This window comes from Actinophytocola sp. KF-1, from assembly GCF_054661535.1.
Window position 1 is genome coordinate 175164 of sequence record NZ_BAAFVK010000004.1, and the last position, 25277, is coordinate 200440.

Annotated in this window: 24 protein-coding genes; 14 read left to right on the top strand and 10 right to left on the bottom strand. The window is 73.6% G+C overall.

Annotated features, from left to right (window positions below):
• Positions 1–219 precede the first annotated feature (219 nt).
• The 6 genes from ACYQ77_RS13905 (at position 220) to ACYQ77_RS13930 (ending at position 8764) form a co-directional block, all read left to right on the top strand.
• Positions 220–2346 carry a sensor histidine kinase gene (locus ACYQ77_RS13905; RefSeq protein WP_459711082.1) on the top strand — a complete coding sequence of 709 codons (2127 nt, stop codon included), beginning with the start codon at positions 220–222 and terminating at the stop codon, positions 2344–2346.
• Entirely contained in the window at positions 2343–2765 is a 423-nt protein-coding gene (locus ACYQ77_RS13910; RefSeq protein WP_459711084.1) for a roadblock/LC7 domain-containing protein, read from the top strand. Before ACYQ77_RS13905 ends, ACYQ77_RS13910 begins: the two co-directional genes overlap by 4 nt.
• Complete coding sequence (locus ACYQ77_RS13915; RefSeq protein WP_459711087.1) at positions 2762–3916, top strand: ABC transporter substrate-binding protein; 1155 nt, start codon at positions 2762–2764, stop codon at positions 3914–3916. The genes ACYQ77_RS13910 and ACYQ77_RS13915 overlap by 4 nt, the downstream gene beginning before the upstream one ends.
• 357 nt (positions 3917–4273) lie before the next feature.
• Positions 4274–4693: a YciI family protein gene (locus tag ACYQ77_RS13920; RefSeq protein WP_459711089.1), complete on the top strand. Its 420-nt coding sequence runs from the start codon at positions 4274–4276 to the stop codon at positions 4691–4693.
• Between the two features lies 1 nt (position 4694).
• Positions 4695–5969, top strand: coding sequence for an RNA polymerase sigma factor (locus tag ACYQ77_RS13925; protein WP_459711091.1), 1275 nt, complete (start codon positions 4695–4697; stop codon positions 5967–5969).
• A 137-nt stretch (positions 5970–6106) separates the two neighbouring features.
• The gene (locus tag ACYQ77_RS13930) at positions 6107–8764 is read left to right on the top strand and encodes a hypothetical protein (protein ID WP_459711093.1); all 2658 of its coding nucleotides are present in this window, start codon (positions 6107–6109) and stop codon (positions 8762–8764) included.
• Between the two features lie 31 nt (positions 8765–8795).
• Here ACYQ77_RS13930 and ACYQ77_RS13935 read toward each other — a convergent pair whose 3' ends face one another.
• The gene (locus ACYQ77_RS13935; protein ID WP_459711095.1) at positions 8796–9437 is read right to left on the bottom strand and encodes a hypothetical protein; all 642 of its coding nucleotides are present in this window, start codon (positions 9435–9437) and stop codon (positions 8796–8798) included.
• Positions 9438–9566: 129 nt separating this feature from the next.
• Here ACYQ77_RS13935 and ACYQ77_RS13940 point away from each other — a divergent pair, with 129 nt between their 5' ends.
• Entirely contained in the window at positions 9567–9869 is a 303-nt protein-coding gene (locus ACYQ77_RS13940; protein WP_459711098.1) for a hypothetical protein, read from the top strand.
• 33 nt (positions 9870–9902) lie between these two features.
• On the opposite strand, the gene ACYQ77_RS13945 is transcribed toward ACYQ77_RS13940, so the two are convergent.
• Genes ACYQ77_RS13945 through ACYQ77_RS13955 form a run of 3 tightly spaced genes read right to left on the bottom strand, consistent with a single transcriptional unit; the run spans position 9903 to position 11551 of the window.
• The gene (locus ACYQ77_RS13945; RefSeq protein ID WP_459711100.1) at positions 9903–10835 is read right to left on the bottom strand and encodes a class I SAM-dependent methyltransferase; all 933 of its coding nucleotides are present in this window, start codon (positions 10833–10835) and stop codon (positions 9903–9905) included.
• Positions 10836–10839: 4 nt separating this feature from the next.
• Positions 10840–11253 carry a TIGR03668 family PPOX class F420-dependent oxidoreductase gene (locus ACYQ77_RS13950; protein ID WP_459711102.1) on the bottom strand — a complete coding sequence of 138 codons (414 nt, stop codon included), beginning with the start codon at positions 11251–11253 and terminating at the stop codon, positions 10840–10842.
• A gap of 22 nt (positions 11254–11275) precedes the next feature.
• Entirely contained in the window at positions 11276–11551 is a 276-nt protein-coding gene (locus ACYQ77_RS13955; protein WP_459711104.1) for a DUF2087 domain-containing protein, read from the bottom strand.
• Between the two features lie 156 nt (positions 11552–11707).
• Here ACYQ77_RS13955 and ACYQ77_RS13960 point away from each other — a divergent pair, with 156 nt between their 5' ends.
• Genes ACYQ77_RS13960 through ACYQ77_RS13975 form a run of 4 tightly spaced genes read left to right on the top strand, consistent with a single transcriptional unit; the run spans position 11708 to position 15364 of the window.
• On the top strand, positions 11708–12322 hold the full coding sequence (locus ACYQ77_RS13960) for a M15 family metallopeptidase (protein ID WP_459711106.1): 615 nt from the start codon (positions 11708–11710) through the stop codon (positions 12320–12322).
• Positions 12319–13425, top strand: coding sequence for an alanine racemase (gene alr, locus ACYQ77_RS13965; RefSeq protein ID WP_459711108.1), 1107 nt, complete (start codon positions 12319–12321; stop codon positions 13423–13425). Before ACYQ77_RS13960 ends, alr begins: the two co-directional genes overlap by 4 nt.
• Positions 13422–14381, top strand: coding sequence for a D-alanine--D-alanine ligase family protein (locus ACYQ77_RS13970; RefSeq protein ID WP_459711110.1), 960 nt, complete (start codon positions 13422–13424; stop codon positions 14379–14381). Before alr ends, ACYQ77_RS13970 begins: the two co-directional genes overlap by 4 nt.
• The gene (locus tag ACYQ77_RS13975) at positions 14378–15364 is read left to right on the top strand and encodes an acyltransferase family protein (RefSeq protein WP_459711113.1); all 987 of its coding nucleotides are present in this window, start codon (positions 14378–14380) and stop codon (positions 15362–15364) included. The genes ACYQ77_RS13970 and ACYQ77_RS13975 overlap by 4 nt, the downstream gene beginning before the upstream one ends.
• Here ACYQ77_RS13975 and ACYQ77_RS13980 read toward each other — a convergent pair.
• Positions 15356–16219, bottom strand: a complete 864-nt coding sequence (locus tag ACYQ77_RS13980; protein ID WP_459711115.1) for a S1 family peptidase — start codon at positions 16217–16219, stop codon at positions 15356–15358. The genes ACYQ77_RS13975 and ACYQ77_RS13980 overlap by 9 nt on opposite strands.
• 153 nt (positions 16220–16372) lie before the next feature.
• Here ACYQ77_RS13980 and ACYQ77_RS13985 point away from each other — a divergent pair, with 153 nt between their 5' ends.
• On the top strand, positions 16373–16618 hold the full coding sequence (locus ACYQ77_RS13985) for a hypothetical protein (RefSeq protein WP_459711117.1): 246 nt from the start codon (positions 16373–16375) through the stop codon (positions 16616–16618).
• Between the two features lie 9 nt (positions 16619–16627).
• Here ACYQ77_RS13985 and ACYQ77_RS13990 read toward each other — a convergent pair whose 3' ends face one another.
• On the bottom strand, positions 16628–17533 hold the full coding sequence (locus ACYQ77_RS13990) for a LysR family transcriptional regulator (protein WP_459711119.1): 906 nt from the start codon (positions 17531–17533) through the stop codon (positions 16628–16630).
• 70 nt (positions 17534–17603) lie between these two features.
• Between ACYQ77_RS13990 and ACYQ77_RS13995 the strand changes: the two genes are divergently transcribed.
• The gene (locus tag ACYQ77_RS13995; RefSeq protein WP_459711121.1) at positions 17604–18437 is read left to right on the top strand and encodes an SDR family NAD(P)-dependent oxidoreductase; all 834 of its coding nucleotides are present in this window, start codon (positions 17604–17606) and stop codon (positions 18435–18437) included.
• A 39-nt stretch (positions 18438–18476) separates the two neighbouring features.
• On the opposite strand, the gene ACYQ77_RS14000 is transcribed toward ACYQ77_RS13995, so the two are convergent.
• Together ACYQ77_RS14000 and ACYQ77_RS14005 are read right to left on the bottom strand one after the other, a co-directional pair.
• Entirely contained in the window at positions 18477–20717 is a 2241-nt protein-coding gene (locus tag ACYQ77_RS14000) for a hypothetical protein (RefSeq protein WP_459711123.1), read from the bottom strand.
• A gap of 165 nt (positions 20718–20882) precedes the next feature.
• Complete coding sequence (locus ACYQ77_RS14005; RefSeq protein WP_459711124.1) at positions 20883–21716, bottom strand: class I SAM-dependent methyltransferase; 834 nt, start codon at positions 21714–21716, stop codon at positions 20883–20885.
• 110 nt (positions 21717–21826) lie between these two features.
• On the opposite strand from ACYQ77_RS14005, the gene ACYQ77_RS14010 reads away from it, so the two are divergent.
• The gene (locus tag ACYQ77_RS14010) at positions 21827–23311 is read left to right on the top strand and encodes a glycoside hydrolase family 76 protein (RefSeq protein ID WP_459711126.1); all 1485 of its coding nucleotides are present in this window, start codon (positions 21827–21829) and stop codon (positions 23309–23311) included.
• Positions 23312–23923: 612 nt separating this feature from the next.
• Here the strand turns inward: ACYQ77_RS14010 and ACYQ77_RS14015 are convergent.
• Complete coding sequence (locus ACYQ77_RS14015) at positions 23924–24577, bottom strand: polysaccharide deacetylase family protein (protein WP_459711129.1); 654 nt, start codon at positions 24575–24577, stop codon at positions 23924–23926.
• Between the two features lie 2 nt (positions 24578–24579).
• Complete coding sequence (locus ACYQ77_RS14020; protein WP_459711131.1) at positions 24580–25275, bottom strand: glycoside hydrolase family 11 protein; 696 nt, start codon at positions 25273–25275, stop codon at positions 24580–24582.
• Between the last annotated feature and the right edge of the window lie 2 nt (positions 25276–25277).

Consider the following 25277-nt stretch of genomic DNA (forward strand, 5'->3'; position numbering starts at 1 on the left):
TGCGAATGCGAGCGCCGCGACCACGCAGGAGGAAACCGTTGAACGGCACGGCGTCGTGCTGTCGCATGTGGATGCTCTCACCTGCGTGTTCCACAACATGATCACCAATTCACCCGAAAGTGTTGCACGATACTTCGTTGGCAGGGTAGAAATTCCCCCACTCCTGAACCCCTGCAGATCACGTGTACCTGCGCCCGTTCGCCACCGAGGGGAGCACCTGTGAGCCTCGCGCGGAAACTGGCGCTGCTGGTCGCGGTCCCGCTGGTCGCCGTCATCGGCTACGCGGCACTGGCGCTGGTCACCAGCGTCGGCCAGGCGGTGGACAGCGGACGGCTCGCCGACGAGGTGTCGCTCGCGCGCACCGCGGGCGTGCTGACCCGCGACCTCCACCGCGAACGGCTCGCCTCGCTCGCGCTGCTGCAGGGCGCGCCGACCGACGAGCAGCGCGCCGACTTCCGCGCGCTGGCACGGAAAACCGACGCCGACGCCGCAGGCTACCGCGGCCAGCGCGCCGAGCTGGACACCGTGCCCGACCACTTCGCCGACGTGCTCGAGCGCATCGACACCGGCCTCCACGACCTGCCTGGACTGCGGGAGCAGGTGCTGTCCGGCAGGAACGCGAACCTGTCCGCCATCACCTTCCGGTACCGGATCATCGCCGCCGACCTCGCGACGCTGCGCGAACGGGTGTCCGCGGGCGCGCCTGCCGAGCTGACCGGCGACCTGCGGGCCGCCGCGCAGCTCTCGCGCATCACCGAGTACATCGGACTCCAGCAGATCGCGGTGCTGCGCGCCGCCGCCGACCCGTACCTCACCCCCGCCGCGAACGACGAGGTGCGGGCCGCCCGCGCCGGGGTCGTCGACGCCGCGTACGCGTTCGGCCAGGGCGCCCCGGCCGCATGGCGCGGCTGGTACGACCGGGCCCGCGTCGGCGACGACGCCAGGTCGGTCCAGGTCATGGACGACGCGGTCGCCCGCACCCAGCCCGGCCAGAAGGTCACGCTGGACGCCGCGGCGTGGAACAAGGCCATGAACGCGCACCTCGACCAGCTCGCGGCCGTCGAACGGCGCGTGGACGACGCGGTGGTCGCGTCCGTCGAGGCCTACCGGGACGGCCAGGTGCTGCGGTCGCTCATCCAGGCGGCCGCGGTGCTGGTCACGCTCGCCGCGGCCGTCGTGGTCGCGATCTGGCTCGGCGCCCCCATGATCCGCGGCCTGCGGCAGCTGCGCACCGCGGCGCACACCGCGGCCTACGAGAGCCTCCCCGCCGCGGTCTTCGCGCTGCGCGGGCGCAACGCGCTCGGCAAGGCGACGCCCAAGGAGTACGCCGACGCGGCGAACGACGCGATCGCGGTCCGCGGCACCGACGAGATCGCCCAGGTCGGCAAGGCGTTCAACGAGCTCAACCACTCGGCCATCCACCTCGCGGCGCAGCAGGCCGCCATGCGCGACCAGATGGACGAGATGTTCGTCGCGCTCGCGCGCCGGGCGGAACGGCTGACCTCGGCGTTGATCGCGCAGGTCGACCTGACCGAGCGCGGCGAGCAGGACCCCGACCGGCTCGCGGCGCTGTTCGTGCTGGACCACCTGGCGACCAGGATGCGCCGCACCAACAACAGCCTGCTCATCCTAGGCGGCGAGGGCTCGGCCCGCGTGCGCAAGGAGCCGATGAGCTGCCACGACCTGCTGGGCGCCGCGGTCTCCCAGATCGCGCGGTACCAGCAGGTCGACCTGCACAGCGAGATCGACCACCAGAACCTCGACCGGGTCATCGCGGCGGAGATGACCGACCACCTCGCGCACCTGTTCGCCGAGCTGATCGACAACGCCACCGCGTTCTCCTCGCCCAACGCCAGGGTGACGGTCGTGGCGGCGCCGGCGGGTGACGGGGCGGTGGTCACCGTGACGGACAAGGGCATCGGCTTCACCCCGGAAGCGCTGGCGGCGGCGCGGGCCCGGCTGGCCGACCCGGACCAGAACCCCGGCGCGGTGCGCACGATGGGGCTCGCGGTGGTCGGCCGCATCGCGTCCTGGTACGGCATCGACATCGAGATCCGCTCGGCGCCCAGGCAGGGCACCGTGGTGAAGGTCAGCCTCCCGCCGAGGGTGTTCACCCGGCGCGCGGACTTCGACTGGTTCCACGGCCAGGCCAAGGCGGCCGCGCCGAGCCGGATCGCCACCACGTCGTCCGGCGAGCCGTCGGTCACCCCGTCCGCGGGCACGGACCGGCGGGACTCGGCGAAGATCTCTGGGGTCATGACAGCCTTCGCGCGGGGCATCGGCGCCCACCGCGCTGCGAACGGCAAACCGGACCGGCCGGCCCCAGATCTCGTGGAGAAGAGTTGACCAGGGAACTGTCGAACATCGACTGGCTGCTGAACGACTTCGCCGACCGGGTCACCGGTGTCACGCACGCGGTCGGCGTGTCCGCCGACGGCCTGCTGGTCGCCGCGACCCGCTCGCTGGCGGGCGGCGGCGGCGAACAGCTCGCGGCGATCGCGTCCGGGCTGGTGAGCCTGCTCTCCGGCGCGGCGCGGCTGCTGTCGGCGCAACCCGTGGCGAGCAACCTGACGGAGATGAACGGCGCGTTCATGTTCTCGATGGCCGTGAGCGACGGCGCGTCGCTGCTCGTCGTCGCCGACCACACGTGCGACATCGGCCAGGTGTCCTACGAGATGGCCGAGCTGATCAACAAGGTGGGCCCGGCGCTGACCCCCGCCGCCCGCAGCCGCACCATGGCGCCGCCTGAGCGGACCACGTCATGAGGCGGGTGGTCGCGGCCTGTGCCGCGGTGGCGGTGCTGGCGAGCGGGTGCACGGCCGAGGAAGGTCCGCCGCCCGTCCGGGTCGGCCTGCTCACCGCGTTGTCCGGCACCCAGCAGGCGCCGGGTTCGGACATCCACCAGGGCTTCCTGCTGTACCTGGAGACACACGGCAACAAGCTCGGCGGGCGCGAGGTGGAGCTGTTCACCGCCGACGAGGGCGAGGACGCGGCCACCTCGGTGCCCGCCGCGGAGAAGCTGGTGCAGCAGGACGAGGTCGACGTGCTGACCGGCACCATCTCCAGCGGCGCGTCCGGCGGGGTGGCGCAGGTCGCGACGCGCGCGCGGATCCCGTTCGTGGGCGCGAACGGCCGCCCGAAGATCGAGGACACCACCTGGGTGTGGCACACGAGCTTCCTCACCGAGGACTTCGGCGCGTCGCTCGGCCGGTACATGGCGGAGGAGATCGACGGCCCGGTCTACGTGATGGGCCAGGACTTCGTCGGCGCGTACGAGGGCATGCGGGGCTTCCTGCGCGCCTTCCGCGAGGCCGGTGGGGAGCTCGCCAACCCGGGCGGCGAGCCGACGCTGACCCCGATGGCCACGAAGGACTACCGGCCGTACCTCGACGCGATCACCGCGACGGGCGCCAAGGCGGTGTACGGGTGGTACGTCGCGAAGCAGGGCGTCGACTTCCTCAAGCAGTACCCGACGTCCGCCGCGGCCCGGCTGCCGCTGTACGGCAGCGGTGCGACCGAGGGCACGAAGGCCCTCCCCGCGATCGGCGACGCGGCCATCGGCGTGCGGTCGGCGTTCCACTACGCGCCCAACCTGGACAACCCGGCGAACCGCGCGTTCGTGGCGGCGTGGGACACCAAGTACCCGGGCGTCGTGCCGTCCGGCCTCGCCGTGTCGGCCTACGACGCGGGCGCCGTCCTCGACCGGGCCATCGCCGCGGCGGGCCCGGCCGCGGGCCCGGCCGAGATCAACGCGGCGATCGCACGGCTCGGCAAGATCGACAGCCCCCGCGGCGAGTGGGAGTTCGGCCCGAAGACCCACACCCCCGTCCAGAAGTGGTACCTGCGCGAGGTCCGCCGCGACGGCCGCTCCCTCTCCAACGCGGTGATCCAGGACCTGGTGACGCTGGGCAGCTGACGGTCATCGCCGCGCGGCGGCGTCCCGCACCGCGGTGAGCATGATCGCGCTCGCCATGGCGAAGCACGGCCACCCTCCCGCGTTGGTATCGCGGAGCGTCGTCGCGAGGTGTGCGGAGCGGTGGCGTCGCGGCCGGGATGTCCGAGGGCGCCGGCGGGCACCCGCCGCACCGGCCCGTGCGGGTCTGCTGTCCACGCGCCGTGCGACCCACGGCTGGAGCCCAGGTGGCGGGCCTGCCGCGCACAGCGTCGGCGATCTTTCGAAATTCTTCCCGGCCCGTGTCGATCCCCGGTGGCGGCCGTTCGACCCAGGGGTGAGAGGGTCCGAGCGGGACCCGCACACCAGGGAGACAACACCGTGAAGTACATGCTGATCTGGCGCGCGACCGACGAGGCCTACGCGAGCATGGGGAACGTCGACTTCGACAAGATGATCGAGATGGTCGGCAGGTACAACCAGGAGATGATCCGCGCGGGCGTGCTGGTCGCCGCCGAGGGGCTGGACAGTGCCGAGGAGGGCGTGGTCGTCGACTACTCGTCCGAGCCGCCGGTGGTGACCGACGGGCCGTACGGGGAGACGAAGGAGCTGTTCGGCGGGTTCCTCATCCTGAACGTGGCCTCGAAGGAGGAGGCCGTCGAGTGGGCGAAGCGGTCGCCGATCACCGGGGCGGGGTTCAAGGCCGAGATCCGCCGGGTGACCGAGATCGACGAGTTCCCGCAGGACAACGAGTGGATCCGCAGGGAGCGGGAGTGGCGCGAGGCCACCGGTCAGCTCTGACATGGCCGACCCCACCGGCCGGAAGGCCGTCGCCGCTGTCTGGCGGATCGAGTCCGCGCGGATCGTCGGTGCGCTCGCGCGCTACACCGGCGACTTCGCGCTGGCCGAGGACCTCGCGCAGGAGGCGCTCGCCGAGGCGCTCGTGACCTGGCCGCGGGAAGGGGTGCCCCGCAACCCGGCGGGCTGGCTGCTGACCGTGGGCAGGCGGCGGGCGATCGACGCGTTCCGCCGCCGCTCCGCGCTCGACGACCGGTACGCCGCCTTCGCCCGTGAGCTGGGCGAGGGCGGCGTCCACGCGGGCAGCCCGCAGGGCAGCGACGACGCCGAGCTGTGGGACCCCGACCGGATCGACGACGACGTGCTCGCGTTGATGTTCATCTCCTGCCACCCCGTGCTGTCGCGGGAGGCGCGGGTGGCGTTGACGCTGCGCGTGGTCGGCGGTCTGACGAGCGACGAGATCGCCAGGGCCTTCCTCGTCCCGACCGCCACCGTGCAGGCCCGCATCACCCGCGCGAAGAAGACGCTCGGCGCGGCCCGGGTGCCGTTCGAGCTGCCGACGGGCAGGGAACGGGCCGACCGGCTCGGCTCCGTGCTCAGCGCCATCTACGTGATCTTCACCGAGGGCTCGACGGCCAGCCACGGTGACGACCTGATCCGGTTCGACCTCGCGGGCGAGGCCCAGCGCCTCGCCCGCGTGCTCGCCCGGCTGGTGCCCGACGAGCCGGAGGTGCACGGCCTGCTCGCGCTGCTGGAGCTGACCGCCGCCCGCTTCCCCGCCCGCACCGGCCCCGACGGTGAGCCGGTGCTGCTGGAACACCAGGACCGCGGTCGCTGGGACCGGGCGGCCATCCGCCGCGGCCGGGCCGCGCTGACCCGCGCGGAGAAGGTCGGCCGCGGCCTCGGCGCGTACGGCCTGCAGGCGGCGATCGCCGAGTGCCACGCCGTCGCGCCGTCGGTCCCCGAGACGAACTGGGCGCGGATCGTGCTCCTCTACGAGGCGCTCGGCAGGCTCGCGCCGTCGCCGGTGGTCGACCTCAACCGCGCGGTGGCGGTGTCCATGGCCGACGGGCCCGCCGCGGGGTTGACGGTCGTCGACGGGCTGGTGGCGGACGGCGCGCTCGCGGGCTCGCACCTGCTGCCGACCGTGCGCGGGGAACTGCTCGCGCGCATGGCCCGCGCGGCCGAGGCACGCACCGAGTTCGAGGCCGCGATCCGGTTGTGCGCCAACGAACGGGAACGCGCCGTGCTGGCCCGCAAGCTCGCCGACCTCGGCTGACCTTCCCCGGGGGTTCCGTCACCGTCCCGCCGCGAAACCCGAGGCAAACCACCAGCAGCCCGGGAAGACCCGTCCTCCTTTGGCGGAACCCTCCCCCCACCGGTAGAACGGTGGGGAGCCAACTGGGGAGGAATCACATGCGCTTGCGCGTATTCGTGCTGCCCGTGCTGCTCGTGGCCGGTCTGGCCACGCCGGCACACGCGGCGCCACCACCATCCGCACCACCACCCGCCGGCTGGGCCGTCGACGGTGCCCGCCTGGTGTGGCGGGCCCCCGATCGGGTGCCGGTCGGCGACGCCGCCGTCGAGTTCTGGTCCGGTGACCGGCTGCTCGGCAGACCGGTGCCGTCGGCCGACCACCGCACGTTCACGCTGACCGGCGCGGAGGTCGCCGACCCGAGGGCACTGGCGGTCCGCGCCGGCGGGCGACGTCTCGACGCGGCGGAACCGACGACACCGCCGCGGTCGCGCCCCGCACCGCCGCCCGCGCCGCGGCCGGCCGGGGCTGTCGACCCCGGCACCCCCGGCCCGTACCGGACGACGGCCGGCGAGTACGCGATCGACCCGGTGCGGCTGCCCGGCTACCCCGCGGCCGTCGAGATGGCGGGCGTGGTGGTCGCCCCCGTCGGTGCGCCCGGCCCGCGCCCGCTCGCCCTCTTCCTGCACGGCAGGCACCAGACCTGCTGGGACCCCGCCGACGAGAACAACGTGACCCTCGAGTGGCCCTGCCGGGACGGCATGGCCGCGGTGCCCAGCCACCGCGGCTACCTGCAGGCGCAGCGGCTGCTCGCGTCGCAGGGGTACGTGACCGTGTCGATCTCGGCGAACGGGATCAACGGACAGGACGCGGGGCTCCTGGACGCGGGCGCGCAGGGCCGCTCGTCGCTGGTGCGGCAGCACCTGGCGCGCTGGGCGGACTGGGCGGGAAGGGGCCGCGGTTCGGCGCCGGACATCGTCAAGGCCGTGCCGAGGGCCGACCTGTCGAAGGTGTTGCTGGTCGGGCACTCGCGCGGCGGCGAAGGCGTGAACCGGGCCGCGACCGACAGCATCAGCGCGCCTCCGCCCGGCACCGGCTACGACGGCCCGGTGCGCTGGACGATCCGCGGCACCCTCCTGATCGGGCCGACGATCTTCGGCCACAACCCGGCGCCGGACGTGCCGTCGGTGACGATCCTGCCCGGCTGCGACGGCGACGTCGCCGACCTGCAGGGCCAGATGTACGTCGACGCGACGCGCGGGGTCAGCCGGGGCGCCGCGCTGCACAGCGCGCTGTACGTCGTCGGCGCGAACCACAACTTCTTCAACACCGAGTGGACACCGGGCCAGTCGGAAGCCCCGTCGTCCGACGACTTCTGGCCCACCGGCGACCCGGTGTGCTCGCCGGGCACGCCGGTCCGCCTCACCGCGGCGCAGCAGCAGGACGTGGGCGCGACCTACATCGCGGCCGCGGCGCGGCTCTTCGTGGCCGGTGACCGGCGGGTGCTGCCGCTCGTCGACGGCTCCGGGACGCGTGCCCCGTCCGCGGGCCCGGCGCGGGTGCTGAGCCACGCCGTGGGTGGCGGGCGCACCCCGTTCGTCGTTCCGGACGCGGCCACGACCGCGAGCGGCGGCGCCCGGATGTGCAGGCAGGTCACCGAGGACGTGGCGAACGCGTGCCTGGCCGGGAACTCGTGGTGGCAGCCGCACTTCGTGACGCTCTCCGGGGTCTTCGACGACCCGGACCGGTTCTCGGTCGCGCTCGACGGCGGCGGCGTGGTGCGGCCCGGCGCACCGGTGTCATTGGCCGGGTCGCGTGCCCTGGCGCTGCGGGTGATCGTCCCGCCGAACACGACCGGCAACCGGTTCGACGTCGCGATCACGGACACCCGGGGCCGCGAGGCCGTGCTGGGTTCGGTGTCGGTCGACGGGCTGCCCGCGAGTGAGCGGATGTCGGCGTTGTGGGCGCAGGAGGTGCGGGTTCCGTTGCCGCGGCACGGGATCGACCTCACCAGGGTGGCGTCGCTCGAACTCGTCGGCGGCGGTCAGGCGTGGCTCGTCGACGCGTACGGGTGGCGGCCGGGGCTGCCCGCGCCGCGTCCGGTGGCGCTGCCGAGGGTCGACGTGGGGGCGCTGACCGTCGAGGAGGGCGACGCGGGCACGCGGTCCTACGAGGTCACGGTCTCGGTGTCCGGCGACCGCCCGGGCACGCTGCGCCTGTTCACCGGCGACGAGCACGGCGCGGTGACGTCCCGGCTGGTGACCGTCCGACCAGGACAGACCGAGATCCGGTTGCCGTTCGAGGTCACCGGGAACACGCGGTGGAGCACCGGGGCCAACCAGGTGGTGCTGGCCAAGGCGATCCGCGGCGTGGTGTCCGGCGGCTACGCGGGCGGGCTCGTCGTGCTCGACGACGACCCGGAGCCGACGGTGACGATCAGCCCGGTCGCGGGCCCGGTGCGGGAGGGCGGCGCGCTGACGTGGACGGCGACGTCGTCCGCGGTCGCCGATTCGCCGCTCGTCCGCTACGGCTGGCCGATCCCACCGTCGGCCGGGCCGGAGCTGTCCAGCACGGACGTGGCCGCGGACTGGTTCCGGGAGAACAGCTTCTTCGACCCGGACCCGCTGCCGTCGCGGCCGCTGTCGACCACGTCCGTGCAGCTGGCGCTGGTCATCGTGCCGGGTGAGCTGACCGGTGCGCTGACGATCCCGACGGTCGCCGACGCCGAGGCGGAACCGGACGAGCACGTCCGGCTGTACCTGACGAGCTGGCCGCCGACCGCGCCGGACGTGGAGGTCACGGGCACGGTGACGGACTGAGCCGCGCCGGTGACGGGGCCGCGCGGTCCCGTCACCGGTGTTCGCGGCAGCTCTCGAGGTGCAGCTGCGTGATCGGCCTGCGCGTGTCGTCGAACGCCCGGCCGACGTACATGTCGGCCTCGCGGTGCGTGTCCGGGTGCTCGATCAGGGTGCGCAGCTGCCGCGACTCGAGGTCGAACGCCCGCCTGCTGCCGACGAGGAAGAGCGTGCGGGCGGCCATGTCCCAGCGGAGGTGGTCGCGGAAGTCGTTGTGCGAGCGGCTGATCCGGTCGTCGACCGTGATGTCGGGGAACGGCGCGGCGGGCAGGCGCACGGTGTGCGGCACCGCGTGCGCGAGGCGGGCACGCACCCGCTTCCACCGCGACACGGGGAACCCGAGGCTGTGGTGCAGCAGCACGAGGTCGATGCGCTCGCCGCCCACCTCCTCGTCACAGGTGGCGGGCGACTCGCGCAGCGGCAGGTACACGATGCTGCGCCGCGACCGCGCGGCGAGCCACCACGCACAGGCGAGGTCGACGGTGGCGGCCCGGTCGAGGGAGAGGTGCCCGCCGATTCCCGTGTCGTAGAGGGGCGCGTGCGGCAGCGGGCGCGCGGGCCGGACCACCCGGTACTCGTCGCCGCCGAGCCGCACATGGCTGACGAGCGTCCGCCACCGCACGCCCCGCAGGTCCACGCGCGCGAGCGTAGAGAACGCGGATCAGGTGACACCACCGGATTCCTGTTACGCGCGGCCGTCGGATCGCGATGCACGAGCACGTCCTCCCGAGCACGCTCGACGTCGTCGACCACGAAGGGGATCACGATGAACAAAGGCCCGGTGCAGCAGTTCAAGAAACAGCTCGACGCCCGCCACAAGGCCCTGGGCAAGATGAAACCGTCACCCGTGCGGCCGGGCAGTGCCCGCGGCAAGAAGAGCCACCCGACCGTGGTCGTCGACGGCGTTGCGTACGAGCCGGTCGATGTCGAGGCCGCGCAGGCCGACATCGCAGCCAAGAAGCGGCTCGTCGATCATTGTCTTGAGCTGCTCGACGCCCCGGACGCCAAGGACAACGTCTCGGTCAAGGTCTTGGCGGCCGTGTTCAAGGACTGGGCGAAACTCCTCTGACGGCCACCCCGCCGACGGTCCGGGCGCGGCTCGTCACCGCTCCAGCCATGCCGTGCTCGCGCGTTCCGACTCCGCCGCGCCCGCGACCGGGAAACCCATGTCGCGCAGGTGTTCCTCGGCTCGGCGGTCGCCGGTGCCGCCCGCGTAGTGGCTGACGAGCAGGCGGCCGCCCGGTTCGACGAGGGTCAGCGCGTGCCGCACGAGGTCCGGGCGGCGGTGGCGCGGCACCGCGTCCAGGAGCACGTGCACGAACGTGAAGCGGCGGCCGTCGGCCGGCTCCCAGTCGATGGCGTTGCCGACCTCGATGCGGTCCGCCCACCTCGGCAGGCGTTGCCGGGCCAGGTCGACCAGGCGAGGCGCGAGGTCGATGCCGTACGGCTCGATCACCAGGCCGCGTTCCGCCGCCCACTCGCGGACCGACTCCATCAGCAAACCGTTGGCACAGCCCACGTCGAGGAACGTCCCGGACCGGTGCACGCCGTCGACGATCATGCCGCGGCGGGCGCGCCAGCGGGCCGCGTCGCCGCCGAAGCCCGAGCCCGCCTGCGGTGTCGTGCCGCGCAGGTAGGCCGGTTCCAGCACCCGGACGTTGTCCGCGTAGTAGCCGGCGTCGGACTGGGTGCGGAACGAGCGCGCGGCGTCGCGCACCACCGGCAGCCGCTCGGCGAGTTCCTCCGCGGTGGCGGTCACGTGCGGCCGCTCGGCGCGGAGGTCGCCGTCGAGCCACACGTACACGTGGTCGCCGTCGACGGCGAACGGGTGCACGCGCTGGAACCGGAAACCCAGCTGGTCCATGGGAATCCGCACGGTCGTGTCGAGCAGCCAGTGCTCGCCGGGCCGCACGTCACCGGCCGGCAGCGCGGGGCCGGGCAGGGCCACGCACCGCCCGTCGGGCAGGAACGGCACGAACGTCATCCTGCGCACGGCGGCGGGCTCGGGATCGACCTCGGTCAGCCGGTATGCCATGGCGCTACCCGTGGGCCCAGCCGCGCCAGGTGGCGACGTCGATCCAGATCACCGGGCCTGGTGGCGGGTGCGCGAGGTACTGGCGGTACTTGGCGCTGAGCCAGTCGATCGGTTCGGCGGCGTCGGCGCCGGTGCGGATCCCGGCCACCCCGTCGGCGCGGACCCACCACAGCCGCGACCAGTTCTCGTCGTAGTGGTCGGCGAGCAGGCTCACCCTGGGGTTGGCGCGGATGTTGCGCAGCCGCCGGAGGTCGTTGCTCTGCTTGGGTTTCCGGTCGACGGCGAGCACGACCACCGCGCCCCGCACCGCGAACACGACCGGCACGAGGTGCGGCCGCCCCTGTTCGTCGGCGGTCGCCAGCCGCGCGACGCGTGCCGCGCCGAACAGTGACCGGGCCTGTTCCTCGTCGAGTCGCATCGTCTCCCATTGTGCGCCCCGGTCAGCCCAGCACGTCCACCCAGCCGCCCGAGCGCCAGTAGACACCGTCCTCCCGGGTGAGGAAACCCTCGTCGACCAGGTGGCGGCGGACCGCGACGTGGTCGGTCTCCCCGCCCGCGCACCAGGCGCGCAGCACGACGTCGACCTCCCTCTCCGGGAAGCGGCGGCCCGGCTCGAACGAGAGCACGAGGTGCGCCAGCACGACCCGGCGCCGCGCGCGGCGGGCGGGCAGCCGCACCAGCCTGCCGTCGGACACGAAACCACGCAGCTGATCCACGTCCGCACGATGGCTCGTGCCGAGGTCGCGGCGCAACCGAAATCCGGTTCTCAGCCGATCGGCCGATTCGCCGCCGCCGAGATCGGCCGATCGGCCGGGCGGCCGGTCCTTCCGGCCGACCCGCCGTGACCTGCGGCGTTCCTAGCATCGGTCGCCATGACGACGATCTTGCTGTCCGATCCCCTCGTCCACGCCATCCGGGTGCGGGACAACGGGGACCCACTCGTGCCGTTGCCGTTCGCGCCCGGCGTGCTGGTGCGGTCGGGGCTCGCCGAGCGGCTGGTCCGGGCGCGGTCGGTCCTGCCGTCCGGTGTGGACCTGCGCGTCATCGAGGGCCACCGCAGCGTCGCCGACCAGCGCGCCATCATCGACGAGTACTCGCGCGAGCTGCGGGTGCTGCACCCGGACGCGGACGAGGTCGAGCTGACCCGCCTGTACAGCCGCTTCGTCGCGCCCGTCGCGGTGGCGCCGCACGTCGCGGGCGCGGCCGTCGACCTCACGCTGGTGGACGACGCCGGTGCGGAGCTGTGGATGGGGACGGCGGTCGACGCGACCCCGGAGCAGAGCGGCGGCGCGTGCTGGTTCGACGCCGACGTGGACCGGACCGCGCGGCGCAACCGTGCGGTCCTCGCGCACGCCCTCACCGGCGCGGGCCTGGTCAACTACCCCACCGAGTGGTGGCACTGGTCCTACGGCGACCGGTACTGGGCGCTGCTGTCGGGCGCCGACCACGCGCTCTACGGGCCGGTCCGGACGGGCGTGCCGGCATGACCGCGCTGGCCACCCGCCTCCGCACGCCCGCCCTGGAGATCGACCTGTCGGCGGTCGCCGCCAACACGCGCCGGTTCGTGCGGACCACCGGCGCGGCGGTGATGGCCGTGGTGAAGGCCGACGGGTTCGGGCACGGGCTCGCCGACGTGGCGCGGACCGCCGTGACGAACGGCGCGACGTGGCTCGGGGTCACGTCCGTCGCGGAAGGCGTCGCGGTCCGCGCGTCCGGTGTGGACGAACCGGTGCTGAGCTGGCTGAACCCGGTGGACGTCGACGTGGCGACCGCGGTGCGCCACCGCGTCGACCTGGCCGTGCCGAGCGTGCGGCACCTGGCGGCGATCGCCGCGGCCGAGGCGGGCGCGCGGGTGCACCTGCAGCTCGACACCGGCATGGCCCGCGACGGCGCCGCCGAGGACGAGTGGCGCGCGCTGATGACCGCGGCCCGGCGGGCGGAGGCCGCCGGGCACGTCGAGGTCGTCGGCGTCATGGGGCACCTGGCGATGGCCGCCGAACCCGGTCACCCGGCGAACAAACGGGGCAGGCTCGCGCTGCTGAACGGCATCGAGCTGGCCGAGCAGGCCGGGCTGCGCCCGTCGGTGCGGCACCTGGCGGCCACGGCGGCCACGCTCACCGACCCGGACACGCACCTGGACATGGTGCGCGTCGGCGCCGGGCTCGTGGGCATCGACCCGTCCGGCACCACCCGGCTGTGCGCCGCGCTGCGGCTGACGGCGCCGGTCGTGCAGGTGCGGCGGGTCGGCGCCGGGGTGGGTGTCGGGTACGGGCACACCCACGTGACCGACCGCGCGACCACCCTCGGGCTGCTGCCGGTCGGGTACGCCGACGGGCTCCCCCGCGTCGCGTCGGGCCGCGCGCACGTGCTGGTGGCGGGGCTGCGCAGGCCGGTGGTCGGGGTGATCTCCATGGACCAGGTCGTGGTGGACCTCGGCGACCACGTGGTCGAGCCCGGCGAGGAGGCCGTCGTGTTCGGGCCCGGTGACGACGGCGAGCCGACCGTCGGCGACTGGGCGAGGTGGGCGGGGACCATCCCGCACGAGATCGTGACCGGCATCGGTCACCGGGTGGAACGGAGTGTCCGATGAGGGACCGCACGAGGGTCGCCGTGATCGGCGGCGGGCAGAACTGCGAGCACGACGTGTCCCTCGCGTCGGCGGCGTCGGTGCGGGACGCGCTCGACCAGGAGCGGTACGAGCCGGTGGCGCTGACGATCGGCCGCGACGGCGGCTGGCTCGGGCCCGACGGCGACCCGCTGGGCCTGTCCCGCGCGGACAGCCTCGCCGAGGCGCTGCGGATCATGGCCACCTGCCACGTGGTCGTGCCGTTGGTGCACGGGCCGCGCGGCGAGGACGGCACGCTCGCCGCGCTGTGCGACCTCGCGGGCCTCCCCTGCGTCGGCTCGCCGCTGCGCGCCGGTGCGCTCGCCATGGACAAGTGGGCGACCAAGCTGGTGGCGGAGGCCGTCGGCGTGCGCACCGCCCCCGGCAGGCTCGTCACCCGTGCCGACGCGGTGGTGTTCGACGGCCCGGTCGTGGTCAAGCCGGTCGCCGCGGGGTCGAGCTTCGGCGTGCGGCTGGTGACGGAGGAGGCGGACCTCGAGCCCGCGCTGCGTGCCGCGCTGGAGCTGGACGACCGGGTGCTGGTGGAGCAGGTCGTCACCGGGCGGGAGATCGACGTCGCCGTGCTCGACGACCCGGACACGGGCCGCCGCACCGGGCCGCCGCTGGAGATCGTCGTGGGCGGCGGGCTGTTCGACACCACCACGAAGTACGACGGCAGCGCGGAGTTCCTGATCCCGGCGGCGCTGACCGACACCGAGGCCAAGGCGCTGACCGATGCGGCGCTGCGCGTGTACGAGGCGCTCGGCTGCCATGGCCTGGCCCGCGTCGACTTCTTCCTCACCGCGGACGGCCCGGTGCTGAACGAGGTCAACACGATGCCCGGCATGACCGCCGCGTCGCAGGTGCCGAAGATGTTCGCCGCCGAGGGGCTCACCTACCCCGGGCTGCTGGACCGGCTGATCCGGGCAGCGCTCGGGTGAGCGCGGGCCGCATCGCCGGGCTCGACGTGCTGCGCGGGCTCGCGATCCTGCTCGTCGTGCTGCGGCACGCGGTCCCGGACGTGTTCGCGGGCGCCGGGGTCGTCGGCGTGGTCATGTTCTTCACGCTCAGCGGGTACCTGATCACCGGTGTGCTGGCGAAGGAGCTGAGCACCACCGGCAGGGTCGACTACCGGCGGTTCTACCTGCGCAGGGCGCGGCGGCTGCTGCCCGCGCTCGTGGCGCTGGCCGCGGTGTTCGCGGTGGTGACGCTGGTGTTCGACCCGCTCGGCGACCGCGACCGGCTGCCCGCGACCACCGCGGTGCTGCTGACGTTCACCGGGAACCTGCCGGTGGCCGACGTGAGCGCGGCCGCGTTCCACTCGTGGACCCTCGCCACCGAGGAGCAGTTCTACCTCCTGTGGCCCGCGCTGCTGGCGCTGGCGTGGGCACGGGGCCGGGTCGGCGCGGCGCTCGTGGCGACGGCGGTGGCGGTGCTCGGGGCGGTGCTGGCGTGGCTGTGGCCGTACGCCGACAACGCGTACGTGCTGCCCACGTCGTGGTTCCTGTGCTTCGTGATCGGCGCGGCGACCCGCCTGCGTGGTGACGCGTCGCGGATTCCGGCCGCGCTGGTGCCGCTGGTGCTGGCCGCGCTCGCCGCGTTGTCGGTCGTGCCGCTGCGGGGGCACGCGCTGACGTACCTGGTCGCCGCCCCGGCCATCGCCTGCTTCACGGCGGTGCTGCTGCTGGCGTGGTCGCGGTGGACGGACCTCACCCACCACGTCGCGCGGGGGCTGGCCGCGCTCGGTGTGGTGTCGTACGGGGCCTACCTGTGGAACTACCCGCTCACGTTGTGGCTGCGCCCGGACCTGGGTGCGGCGGCCGGTCCGCTCGCGGCCGCGCTGACGATCGTGGCGGCGGCGCTGAGCTGGCGGTTCGTCGAGGAACCGGTGATGAGGAGGGTCCGCACCCGCGGGTCACCGTGACGTGCCGCCGGTCTGCTGGTGGATCCAGTCGGCCACCACGTCGACCCGCGCGACGATCTCCAGCCCGGGCTGCGGGCAGGGCGGTCCGGTGTTCACGACCGCCACGAGCACGCCGGTGCGGTCGTCGGCGGAGACGAAGAACGGGGCGCCCGAGTCCTCCGGGCAGGGCGTGTTCTCCACGGTGCGGTTGCCGACCGACTCCGTCTCGAGCGTGAGCCGCTCGACGTCGGCGACCGTGAACCGGCCGCGTTTGAGGTGGTCGGAGGGCTTGCGCACGGTGGGCGACAGCGAACCCCAGCCCGCGAACTGCAGTTGCGCGCCGACCGCGGGCGGGGCGTCGGCCACGGTCAGCGGCGTGACGTCGGTGACCGCGGCGGACAGGCGGACGACGGCGAAGTCGTGGAGCGGGGACTGCCGGACGTCGACGACCCGCGCGACGTGCCCGCCGGGGTCGCTGTCCTTCAGCTTGCCGATCGTCACGGTCACCGTGTACGGCGGCGGTCCGCTGATCCGCCGGTCGTTGACGTCGTGGAAGCAGTGCCCGGCGGTGGCGACCCACTCGGGTGCGATCAGCGCGCCGCTGCACGCGCCGCTGCGCACCCCGCCACCGGCGACGGGGATGTCGTCCGACGTCAGCTTGGCGTTGAAGGGCAGGACGGGCGGGGGTGGCGGCGGCTTCGTGGTGGTCGTGGTGGTCGGCGCCGCGGGCGTGCCGCCGGTGGTGGCCGCCGCGCGGCCCGGTTCCGGCAGCCCCGCCGCACGCAGGTCACCGGTCCCGACGTAGGCGAACGCGACACCCGCGCCCACGACGAGACCGACCGCCAGGGCACTGAGCCGTCCCGATCGAGTCCTCACGTCTTAGATCACGTCCAGGAGGTCGGGATGGTTGCGGGTGTGCACGTTTCGGTCACGAGATTATGACATCCGGGGTTGCGATATACGTACGTTGCTTGATGTTTCACCGGGCGGTGCGGGGCAGGCTTGGCTCGCACGTTCGGAGGTTGCGAGATGGACGACGAGGCGCTCAGAGCGCTGGCACAGGTCGCGTCGGGGCACGTGGAGTTCCACACCGGCGCGTGGGGTGGTCCCGCGGGCTACCGGTGGCGCGGGGCGGCGGGGGTCATGCCGCTCGGCTGCGTGCTGGAGCGGCTGGAGGCGAAACACCTGATCGCGGTCGAACCGCGGCTCGGCCCGCTGGAGCGCCGGGTGACCGTCACCTCGGACGGCATCGCCGCGCTCGCGGGCCTGTCCTGACGGCGTCAGTCAGGGCCCGGCCGCGGCGGCGCGGAGGGCCTCGGCCAGGCGGGCCGCGGGCTCGGTCAGCGGACCGGGCAGGCGAGCGAGCAGCAGACGCCGCTGCTCGGCGGGGCCGCCGTGGACCGGCAGGACCCGCACCCCGTCCGGGACGACGGGCGTGAGCGAGGCGGGCACCGTGGTGATGCCCAGCCCCGCGGCGACGAGCTGGAGCTTGGCCAGCCAGTCCCGCGCGGTGTGCGCGATCTCGGGCCGCTCGTCGAGACCGGGCCACACCCCCATCACCAGGTTGTCGCCCGTGCCCGCGATCCACCGCTGCCCGTGCAGTGCAGCGACGTCGACGGCGTCCCCGCGGGCGAGGGGGTGCGTGGCGGGCACGGCGACGCGCAGGCTCCGCTCGGTCAGCGTCCGCACGTGCAGCGGCGGGGACTCGGCGTCGGGCGCGCGGAACGGCGGCGCGGACGCCAGCACCGCCAGGTCCAGCGTGCCCGCCCGGAGGGCCCGCACGAGCGCGGGCGTGCTGCCCTCGCGGGTGGTCACGGTGATGGCCGGGTGGGTGCGGCGCAACGCGGCCAGTGCCGTGGGCACCAGCCCGGCGCCCGCGCTGGCGAACCACCCGAGCCGGACCGTGCCGCGCTCGTCGGGCATGCCGGCGAGCTCCCGCGCGGTGGCGTCGATCTGGTCGACGACGGTGGCGGCGCGGCGCACCACGACGTGCCCGGCGGGCGTGAGCCGCACCCCGTCGTGGCGCCGTTCCAGCAGCCGGGTGCCCGCGGCACGTTCCAGCGCCGCGATCTGGCGGGACACGGCGGACTGCGTGTAGCCGAGCGCGGCGGCCGCCGCGGTGAGCGTGCCCCGCTCGGCCACCTCGCGGAACACCCGCAGCGCGGTCAGCGACGCGTCCCCGAAGGCCATGACATACAGGAATACCAGACGTGCGGAACTCTCGTTGGCCGCATGGCCGCCGCGCTCCTAGCGTTGAGGCATGACACCGAGAATCGCACTGGTCACGGGTGCCACGCAGGGCCTGGGCCGGGCGCTGGCCGAGGGCCTCGCCCGCCGCATGGCCCCGGCGGACGTCGTGTACCTGACCGGCCGCGACCGCACCCGCGTGCGGTCGGCCGCCGACGCCGTGCGCGGCGGCGGGGCGCAGGTCCGCGGCGAGCTCCTCGACGTGGCCGACCCGGACGCGGCGGCCCGCTTCGCCGAGCTGATGCGCGACCGGCACGGCGGCGTGGACGTCGTGTTCGGCAACGCGGTGATGCGCATCGGCCCCGGCGACGACCCGCGCGAGATCATCGAGCCCTACACCGAGGTGAACAACTTCGGCACCACGAGGCTGCTGCGCGCGTTCGGTCCCCTGGTGCGCGACGGCGGCAGGCTGATCGTCGTGGCCAGCTCGCTGGGCACGCTGTTCCACCTCGCCCCCGTGCTGCACAGCAGGTTCGACGGCCTCACCGCACTGGACGACGTGGACAAACAGGTGACCGCGTGGCGCGACGCCGTGCTGGACGGACGTGCCCGCGCGGGCGCGTGGCCGGGTTTCGTGAACATCCCGTCGAAGATCGCGCAGGTGGCGGCCGTCCGGACCCTCGCGGCGGCCCGCCGCGCCGAGGACGCCTCCCGCGGCATCCTGGTCGCGGCGGTGTGCCCGGGAATGATCAACACGCCGACGTCGGCGTTGTGGTGGGACGTCAGCACGGCGCCGAGCCCCGAGGAGGCGGCGGGGCCGTTGCTGGACATGGCGCTGGGGCCGGTCGACCCGGCGCACTACGGGGAGCTGGTGCGTGCGGGTGTGGTGGTGCCGTGGGCGCCGTGACCCTGCCCGCGGCGCGGGGCCGCGGGCAGGGGTGGTGAGTCAGAAGCAGGCACAGCTACCGGAGTCGGTGTCGCCGCCGTAACCGGAGTCGGTGTCGCCGCCGTAACCGGAGTCGGTGCCATATCCGGAGTCGGTGGAGCCGCCGGAATCGGTGCCGTAGCCGGAGTCGGTGCCATAACCGCCGGAGTCGGTGGAGCCGCTGTAGCCGGCGTTGCCCTCCGGGCCGTCGCCGACGTCGGTGCTGGCGGGGTCGGTGTCGTTCTGGTTGGGGGTGGAGTCGGCGGCGCCGCTGAGGCCGTCGCCGTCGGCGTCGCCGGTCCCGGACGTGCCGCCCCCGTCGGAGACGCCACCCGAGTCGTTCGCCGAGTCCGACACCGAACCGGAGCCGGTGCTCGAGCCGCTCGCGGAGTCACTCCCGAAGCCACTCCCCGAATCGCTGCCGAAGCCACCGCCCGAGTCGCTGCCCGTGTCACTTCCCGAGCCGCCGCCGAGGCCGCTGCCCGAGTCAGTGCCCACACCACCTGAGTCACTGGGTGAGTCGCTGCCCGAGTCGGACAACGACCCCGAGAACGACCCCGAGTCGGCGACGTCGGAACCGCCGTAGCCTTCACCGCCCTCCGGGCCATCGCCCTGGTCGGTGCTCGCCGGATCCGTGTCGTTCTGGTTCGGCGTCGCGTCCGCCGAACCCGTCAACCCGTCACCATCCGCATCGCCGTAACCGTCACCACCCTCCGGGCCATCACCGCGGTCCGTGCTCGCCGGATCCGTGTCGTTCTGGTTCGGCGTCGCGTCCGCCGAACCCGTCAACCCGTCACCATCCACGTCGCCGTAGCCCTCGCCGCCCTCCGGGCCATCACCGCGGTCCGTGCTCGCCGGGTCCGTGTCGTTCTGGTTCGGGGTCGGGTCCGCGGCGCCCGTCAGGCCGTCGGCGTCGGCGTCGTCCGCGGGCGCCGGGGCGTAGCCCTCGCCACCCTCGGGGCCGTCGCCCACGTCGCTGCTCGCCGGGTCGGTGTCGTTCTGGTTCCACGTCCCGTCCTGGCGGTCCGGGATGCCGTCCTTGTCGTGGTCGGCGTCCGGGCCGCCTTCCGGCGGGCTGGTGGGCGCGGGGTTGTCGACGCGGTCGCTCGGGTAGCCCCTGCCACCGTCCGGGCCGTCACCGACGTCGGCGCTGGCCGGGTCGGTGTCGTTCTGGTTCCACGTGCGGTCTTCCGCGTCGGGGATGCCGTCGTGGTCGCGGTCCGGCATGGCGGCGCGCTCGGCGGCCGCCGCCGCGTCGGCTCGTTGCTGGGCCCGCTCCAGCGCCTCCCGGTACCGCGACTCCGGACGGTTCTGCGCCCGCCACGCGTCCTGCTGGGCCCCGGCGATCCGTTGCTGCTCGGCCCAGCTCTCCTTCGCCCGCTCCACCTCCTCCGGCGTCGGCGCCGGGAGCGGGTCGCGGCGGATCTCCTTGTCGATGGACAGCGCGCCGCTGAAGTCGAACCAGTCCCGCCAGCTCCACGACGACTTCTTCTCGGGCTGCGGCTGTGCCTCGGTCTTGGGCGCGGGCGCCTTGATCTCCGGCAGCGGGCGCTCCTTCAGCGGATCCGCGGGCGTCTTGTTCTCGATCGTGCCGCCGCCGGGGACCGGGGTCGTGGTGGTGTAGCCGTCGGGCATCTCGACGTCGTAGGTGCCGTCGGCGTTGCGCTGGACCTTCACCTCGGCCTCGTAGCTGCGGCCGTCGCGGGTGGTGACCGTGCCCTTCGCGGTGTAGCTGCCCGACACCTCGCCTTCCGGCGAGAGGTTGAGGTCGACCGACGACGTGAACTCGCCGTACTCGCCGAGGTCCAGCTTCATGGTGCCGTTCGCGTTGAGGCCGTCGGGTTTCGGCGCGATGCCGGTGAACTTCGGGCCGCTCGGCGTGCCCGCGCGGACCCCGCCGCTGACGATGAAGCTGCCGGTGTACGGGTCGTACGCGATCGTGCCGGTCACCGACACACCGGGCCGGACCGGTACGCCACCCGAGATGCCGATGCCGTTCGGCGCGGGCGCCGCCTCCCAGAACTGGCCGCCGCGCGCCTTCATCTCGGTCACGACTTCCTGCTGCCGCAACGTGTCCTTGCCCGCCACGCGCCCGAGCTCCGCGCTCAGCTCCTGGTCGGTCATGGTGCGGACGTCGACCGCGGGCGCGGGCCGCGATTCCTGTGTGGACTGTGTGCCGGCGGGCTCCGCGGCCGCCACCCCCGCGGACAGGCCCATGCCGACCGTGGTGATGGCCGCGCCGAACAGCACTCTCCCCGTCACCCCGAGAGGGTGACCCGATTTCTTCGCCATGGAGGCATCTCCGTTCCCCGACAACGCCATGTAAGCGCAATCACGCTATCGAGATCTCGAAGATTTCTCGCGTCGTACGTGTCCGGCCGGCGCAGTCCGTTGCTCCGAACGTCCCGCGCCGATCGGGTGGACTTCTCAGGCAGCGGTCGCGGTGAGCGCGAAGGCCGTCGGCCTGATGTCGCTCGTCGGCAGGCCGGAACCGGAGACATACCAGCGGACCAGCTCGGGCGCGGTCAGCGTGGCACCCGCCGTCCAGCCGGTTTCGGCGAGCAACTCCTCCGCACGCGCGATCGACGGCCGGTAGGTGACGTGCTCCCCGCTGACCGCGAAGTGCAGCCGCGCCAGCCGTGCCACGGCCCGGCTCCCGGTCGAATCGGCGGCCTCCACACCGAGCCCGAAGTTGACCGCGAGCCTGCTGCCCTCGGCCCCGAGACCGCGCACGGTGCTCAGCAGGTCGCGCACCTGCGGCTCGGTCAGGTACATCGTGACCCCCTCGACGGTGAACACACTCGGTTCCCCGGCGCGGAACCCGGCCGCGACCAGCGCGTCCGCCACCGGGTCCCGCCCGAACTCGACCGGGACGTACGCCGGGCCGCCATCGGGCGCGCGGCCGCGTTTGTCGTGCTGCGTGGCCGGGTGGTCGACCTCGAAGAAGCGCACGCCGGGCCGGGCGAGCCGCCACGCCCGGCTGTCGTAGCCCGCGGCCATGACCACGACCTGGCGCACGCCCGCGTCGAGCGCGCCGGTGACGGCGTCGTCGAAGAATCGGGTGCGCGCCGCGAGCCACGCGAACATCCGGTTGTGGCCCAGGCGCGACACCGGCGGCCAGCGCAACGCCCTGGCCATCGACGCCCACGCGGGTCGCAGCATCGCCGCCGCGAAACGGTCGTCGAGGACGCCGAGCCAGGTCAGGTGCGCACGAGCCAGCGCGACGTTCTGAGCGGTCGATGACGGCGACGATTTCCGCATCGCGCCAGCCTGTCACGCCGCGTGCGCCGCGTCGATTCGCCCCTTCGGCCGATTCGGAAAGCGCTCTCATGGGTCACGGTGGAATTTCCCTGCTACAGACGAGGTGCCCCGTGAGACGCACATCGCTGGTCTACGTCCCTGTCCTCATCACGATGTCCGCCGTGCTGACCGCCCACCCGGCGACGGCCGAACCGACCACCGGCCCGCCGACCGGCACGGCGGAACCCGTTGCCACGGCGACGATCTGCAACCGCTACTGCGACGCCCGCGACCCGTCCCTGGCGACGGGCGACCGCGTCGCGGTGACGGCCGGGGTGTCCGGCCGGACGCTCGCCCTCCACCTCTCCGACGGCGACCCGATGGGCTGGGCCGCGATCGAGGGGACCCGCGCAGGCGACGAGGTGTGGCTCGACCGGTCGTTCGACGGCGGCAGCACCTGGGCGGACGGCAGCCGCCTCGGCCTGACCGCCGCGCCGAGCGGGTTCGGCGGCTGGCGGACCCAGATGTACAACAACGACGACTGGGCGAACCGGGGTGTCGGCGCGCTGCGGGCGTGCGGGCGCGCGGTCGACACCGGCGCGGTCGCGTGCACGCAGTGGGCGAGGACGAGGTGGAACGCCGCGAACCGCACCGAGGCGGCGGCGACCGCGATGATGGCGTTGTACGACAACGGCACGGGCCTCTTCCGCGGCGGCGGCTGGTGGGGCAGCGCGGTCGCGCTGTCGGCGGTGATCCGCAACGTCGAGGTCACGGGCATGCCCAGCTACCGGTACGCGATCCCCACCACGTACGACCGCAACGTCGGCGCGGGCCGCGGCCAGTTCCGCAACGAGTACTCCGACGACACCGGCTGGTGGGCGATGGCGTGGCTGGACGCGTACGACCTCACCGGCGACCGCCGCTACCTGGACACGGCACGCGTCGCGGCCGACCACATGCACACGTTCTGGACCGCGGCGTGCGGCGGCGGGATCCGCTGGCGCGAGGGCGGCACGTACAAGGCGGCCATCTCCAACAGCCTGTACATCCAGGTCAACGCCACGGTCGCCGCGCGAACCGGCAACGCGACCTACCGCACCCGCGCGACGACAGGCTGGTCGTGGTTCGCGAGGAGCGGCCTCATCGCCGGCGACGGCCTGGTGCGCGACGGCCTCGACGAGAGCGGCTGCGCGCCCGGCGGCACGGTGTTCTCGTACAACCAGGGTGTCCTGATGTCCGGCCTCACCGAGCTGTCCGCGCTGACCGGCGACCCCGCGCCCCGCACCCGCGCCCGGCAGGTCGCCGACGCGACCACCCGCCCCGGCTCGGCGCTGACCGACAGCAGCGGCATCCTGCACGACCCACCCGAAGGCTGGGACGACTGCTTCAAGGACGGCGCGTACTTCAAGGCGGGCCTCGCGCGCGGGCTCGACGAACTGGACGCCGCACTGCCGGATCGTCCGTACGGGGCTTACCTCGCGCGGCAGGCTGACTCGGCATTCTCCCGTGCCCGCAACGCTTTCGACCAGTACTCGCTGTCGTGGTCGGCGTGGACCAAGCCGCAAGGTCCGGGGTGCCAGGCGAGCGGGGTGGCGTTGATGAACGCGGCTCACTGAGGGTTCGGCGCTCGTGGCCCGGGTTTCGCCCCGGGCCACGGGAGCGGGAGTGCGTACGGCCGGGCGTTGCGTGCCGGACCTGGGTGCGCGGGCCGGGCGTGTCCCCGTTCGTGGGCTCCCGGATCTGGTCTGGAATCGAGCGGGTGCGGTGTCCTGAAAGGCGCGTTCAGGACACGGGAACCCGGGCACTGCGTGCCCGGCCCGCGTAGCGGAGCCGGAAGAGAGGCGCGATGGTGCTGCCCGACACACGGTCCACCCCGAGCCAGGCCGCGTCTCGAACGGGCGCGTGTCCTGAAGGCGCGTTCAAGACACGGCAAACCGACCGCTGCGCGCCCGACCCACGCAGCGGCCCAAAAGAAAGGCGCGCCGGCGCTGCCCGACACATAGCCCACCGCGCCGCGTCTCGAACGGGCGCTGAATGCCCTGAAAGGCGCGTTCATGTCACCCAGCGACCTGAACGCGCCTTTCAGGACACGGAACCGGGCGCTGCGCGCCCGGCCCGCTGCGCGGGCCGCAACCAACGCACCCGGGAGCAGACCGAGTACAGCGGCACCAGGCAAGAGAAGGGCCGGGGGCGGCTCTGCCCCCGGCCCGGAACCGTGCGCCCCGGGATCAGGCCGGGGCCACGGCACGCCCGGTCTGCGGCGAGATCATGCCCGCGCACAAACCCTTGCCCGCCAACGTCTGCGCGATGCGCGGGATCGCCGCGAGGGTGTTCGCCGGCCAGTCGTGCATGAGGATGATCTGGCCGTTCGCCAGCCGCGCGTTGGCGGCGACGATCGCGTCCACGCTCGCGCCGTTCCAGTCCTGGGAGTCGACGTCCCAGATGATCTGGGTCAGGCCGTAGCGTGCCGCCACGCCCTGCACGGTCGAGTTGGTCTCCCCGTACGGCGGGCGGAACAACCTCGGCGTACCACCGCCCGCGGCCGCGATCGCCTGCTGTGTGCGGGAGATCTCCGACTCGATCTGCGCCGCGCTCAGCTGGGTCAGGTGCGGGTGGGTGTAGCTGTGGTTGCCGACCCACATGCCCGCGTTGCGTTGCGCCGCCACCTGGGCCGGGTTGGCGGCGGCCTTGCGGCCCTCGTTGAACATCGTCGCCCGCAAACCGTTCTGCCGCAACGCGTTCAGCAGCGCCGGGGTGTTGCCGGACGGCCCGTCGTCGAACGTCAGGCCGACGTACCCGTTGCACGCGGCGGCCTGTGCGGGGACGCCCGTGCCCGCGAATGCCAGCGCCGCCGCGGCCAGTGCGGTGAGGAGGGTCCGCATGGTCACCCCACCGTGATGTTCGAGCTGCCGCTGCTCTGGTAGCCCTCGGTGGCGAGCACCATGTAGTAGTTGAAGCTGCCGAGGCGCATGCCCGCCCTGGCCCACGCGTCGAAGTGGTTGCCGGTGGTGATGGAGCCGCCGGTGCGCTTCTGCTGCCGCACGCTCCAGAACTGCGGGAACGTCTTCGTGCCCTCGACGGACGGGGCGTTGTACCGCATCGTCTGGTAGATGTCGTACGTGCCGCCGTCCGTGGTGACCGTGCCCTTGTAGGTGCCGGTCGGCCGGTAGTTGCCCCAGTTCTCGACGACGTAGTACTCGACGAGCGGGTTCGAGGTCCAGCCGTACAGCGCCAGGTAGCCGTTGCCGGACGGGTTGAAGCTGCCGGAGTAGTTCACCGTTCTGCGGGAGCCGTTGCTCCAGCCCTTGCCGCCGACGAAGTTCCCGGTGTTGCTCCACCGCATGCTGTAGTTGCCGCCGCCGCCCAGCTCCATGCAGGCCGAGCCGCCACCGTCGGTCCAGAACGTGTAGTAGTAACCGTTGTGGGTGCCGGTCTGGCTGCCGCACACGGCGGCGACGCCGACCTCGCCCGCCGCGGCGGCGGTCGTGGCCCCTGGCAGGACCGCCGTGACCAGCGCGATGCACGCGCTGCCCACGAGCAGCCTGAGCCGTCCCCGGTTCCCCGACTGAACGAAACGCATTC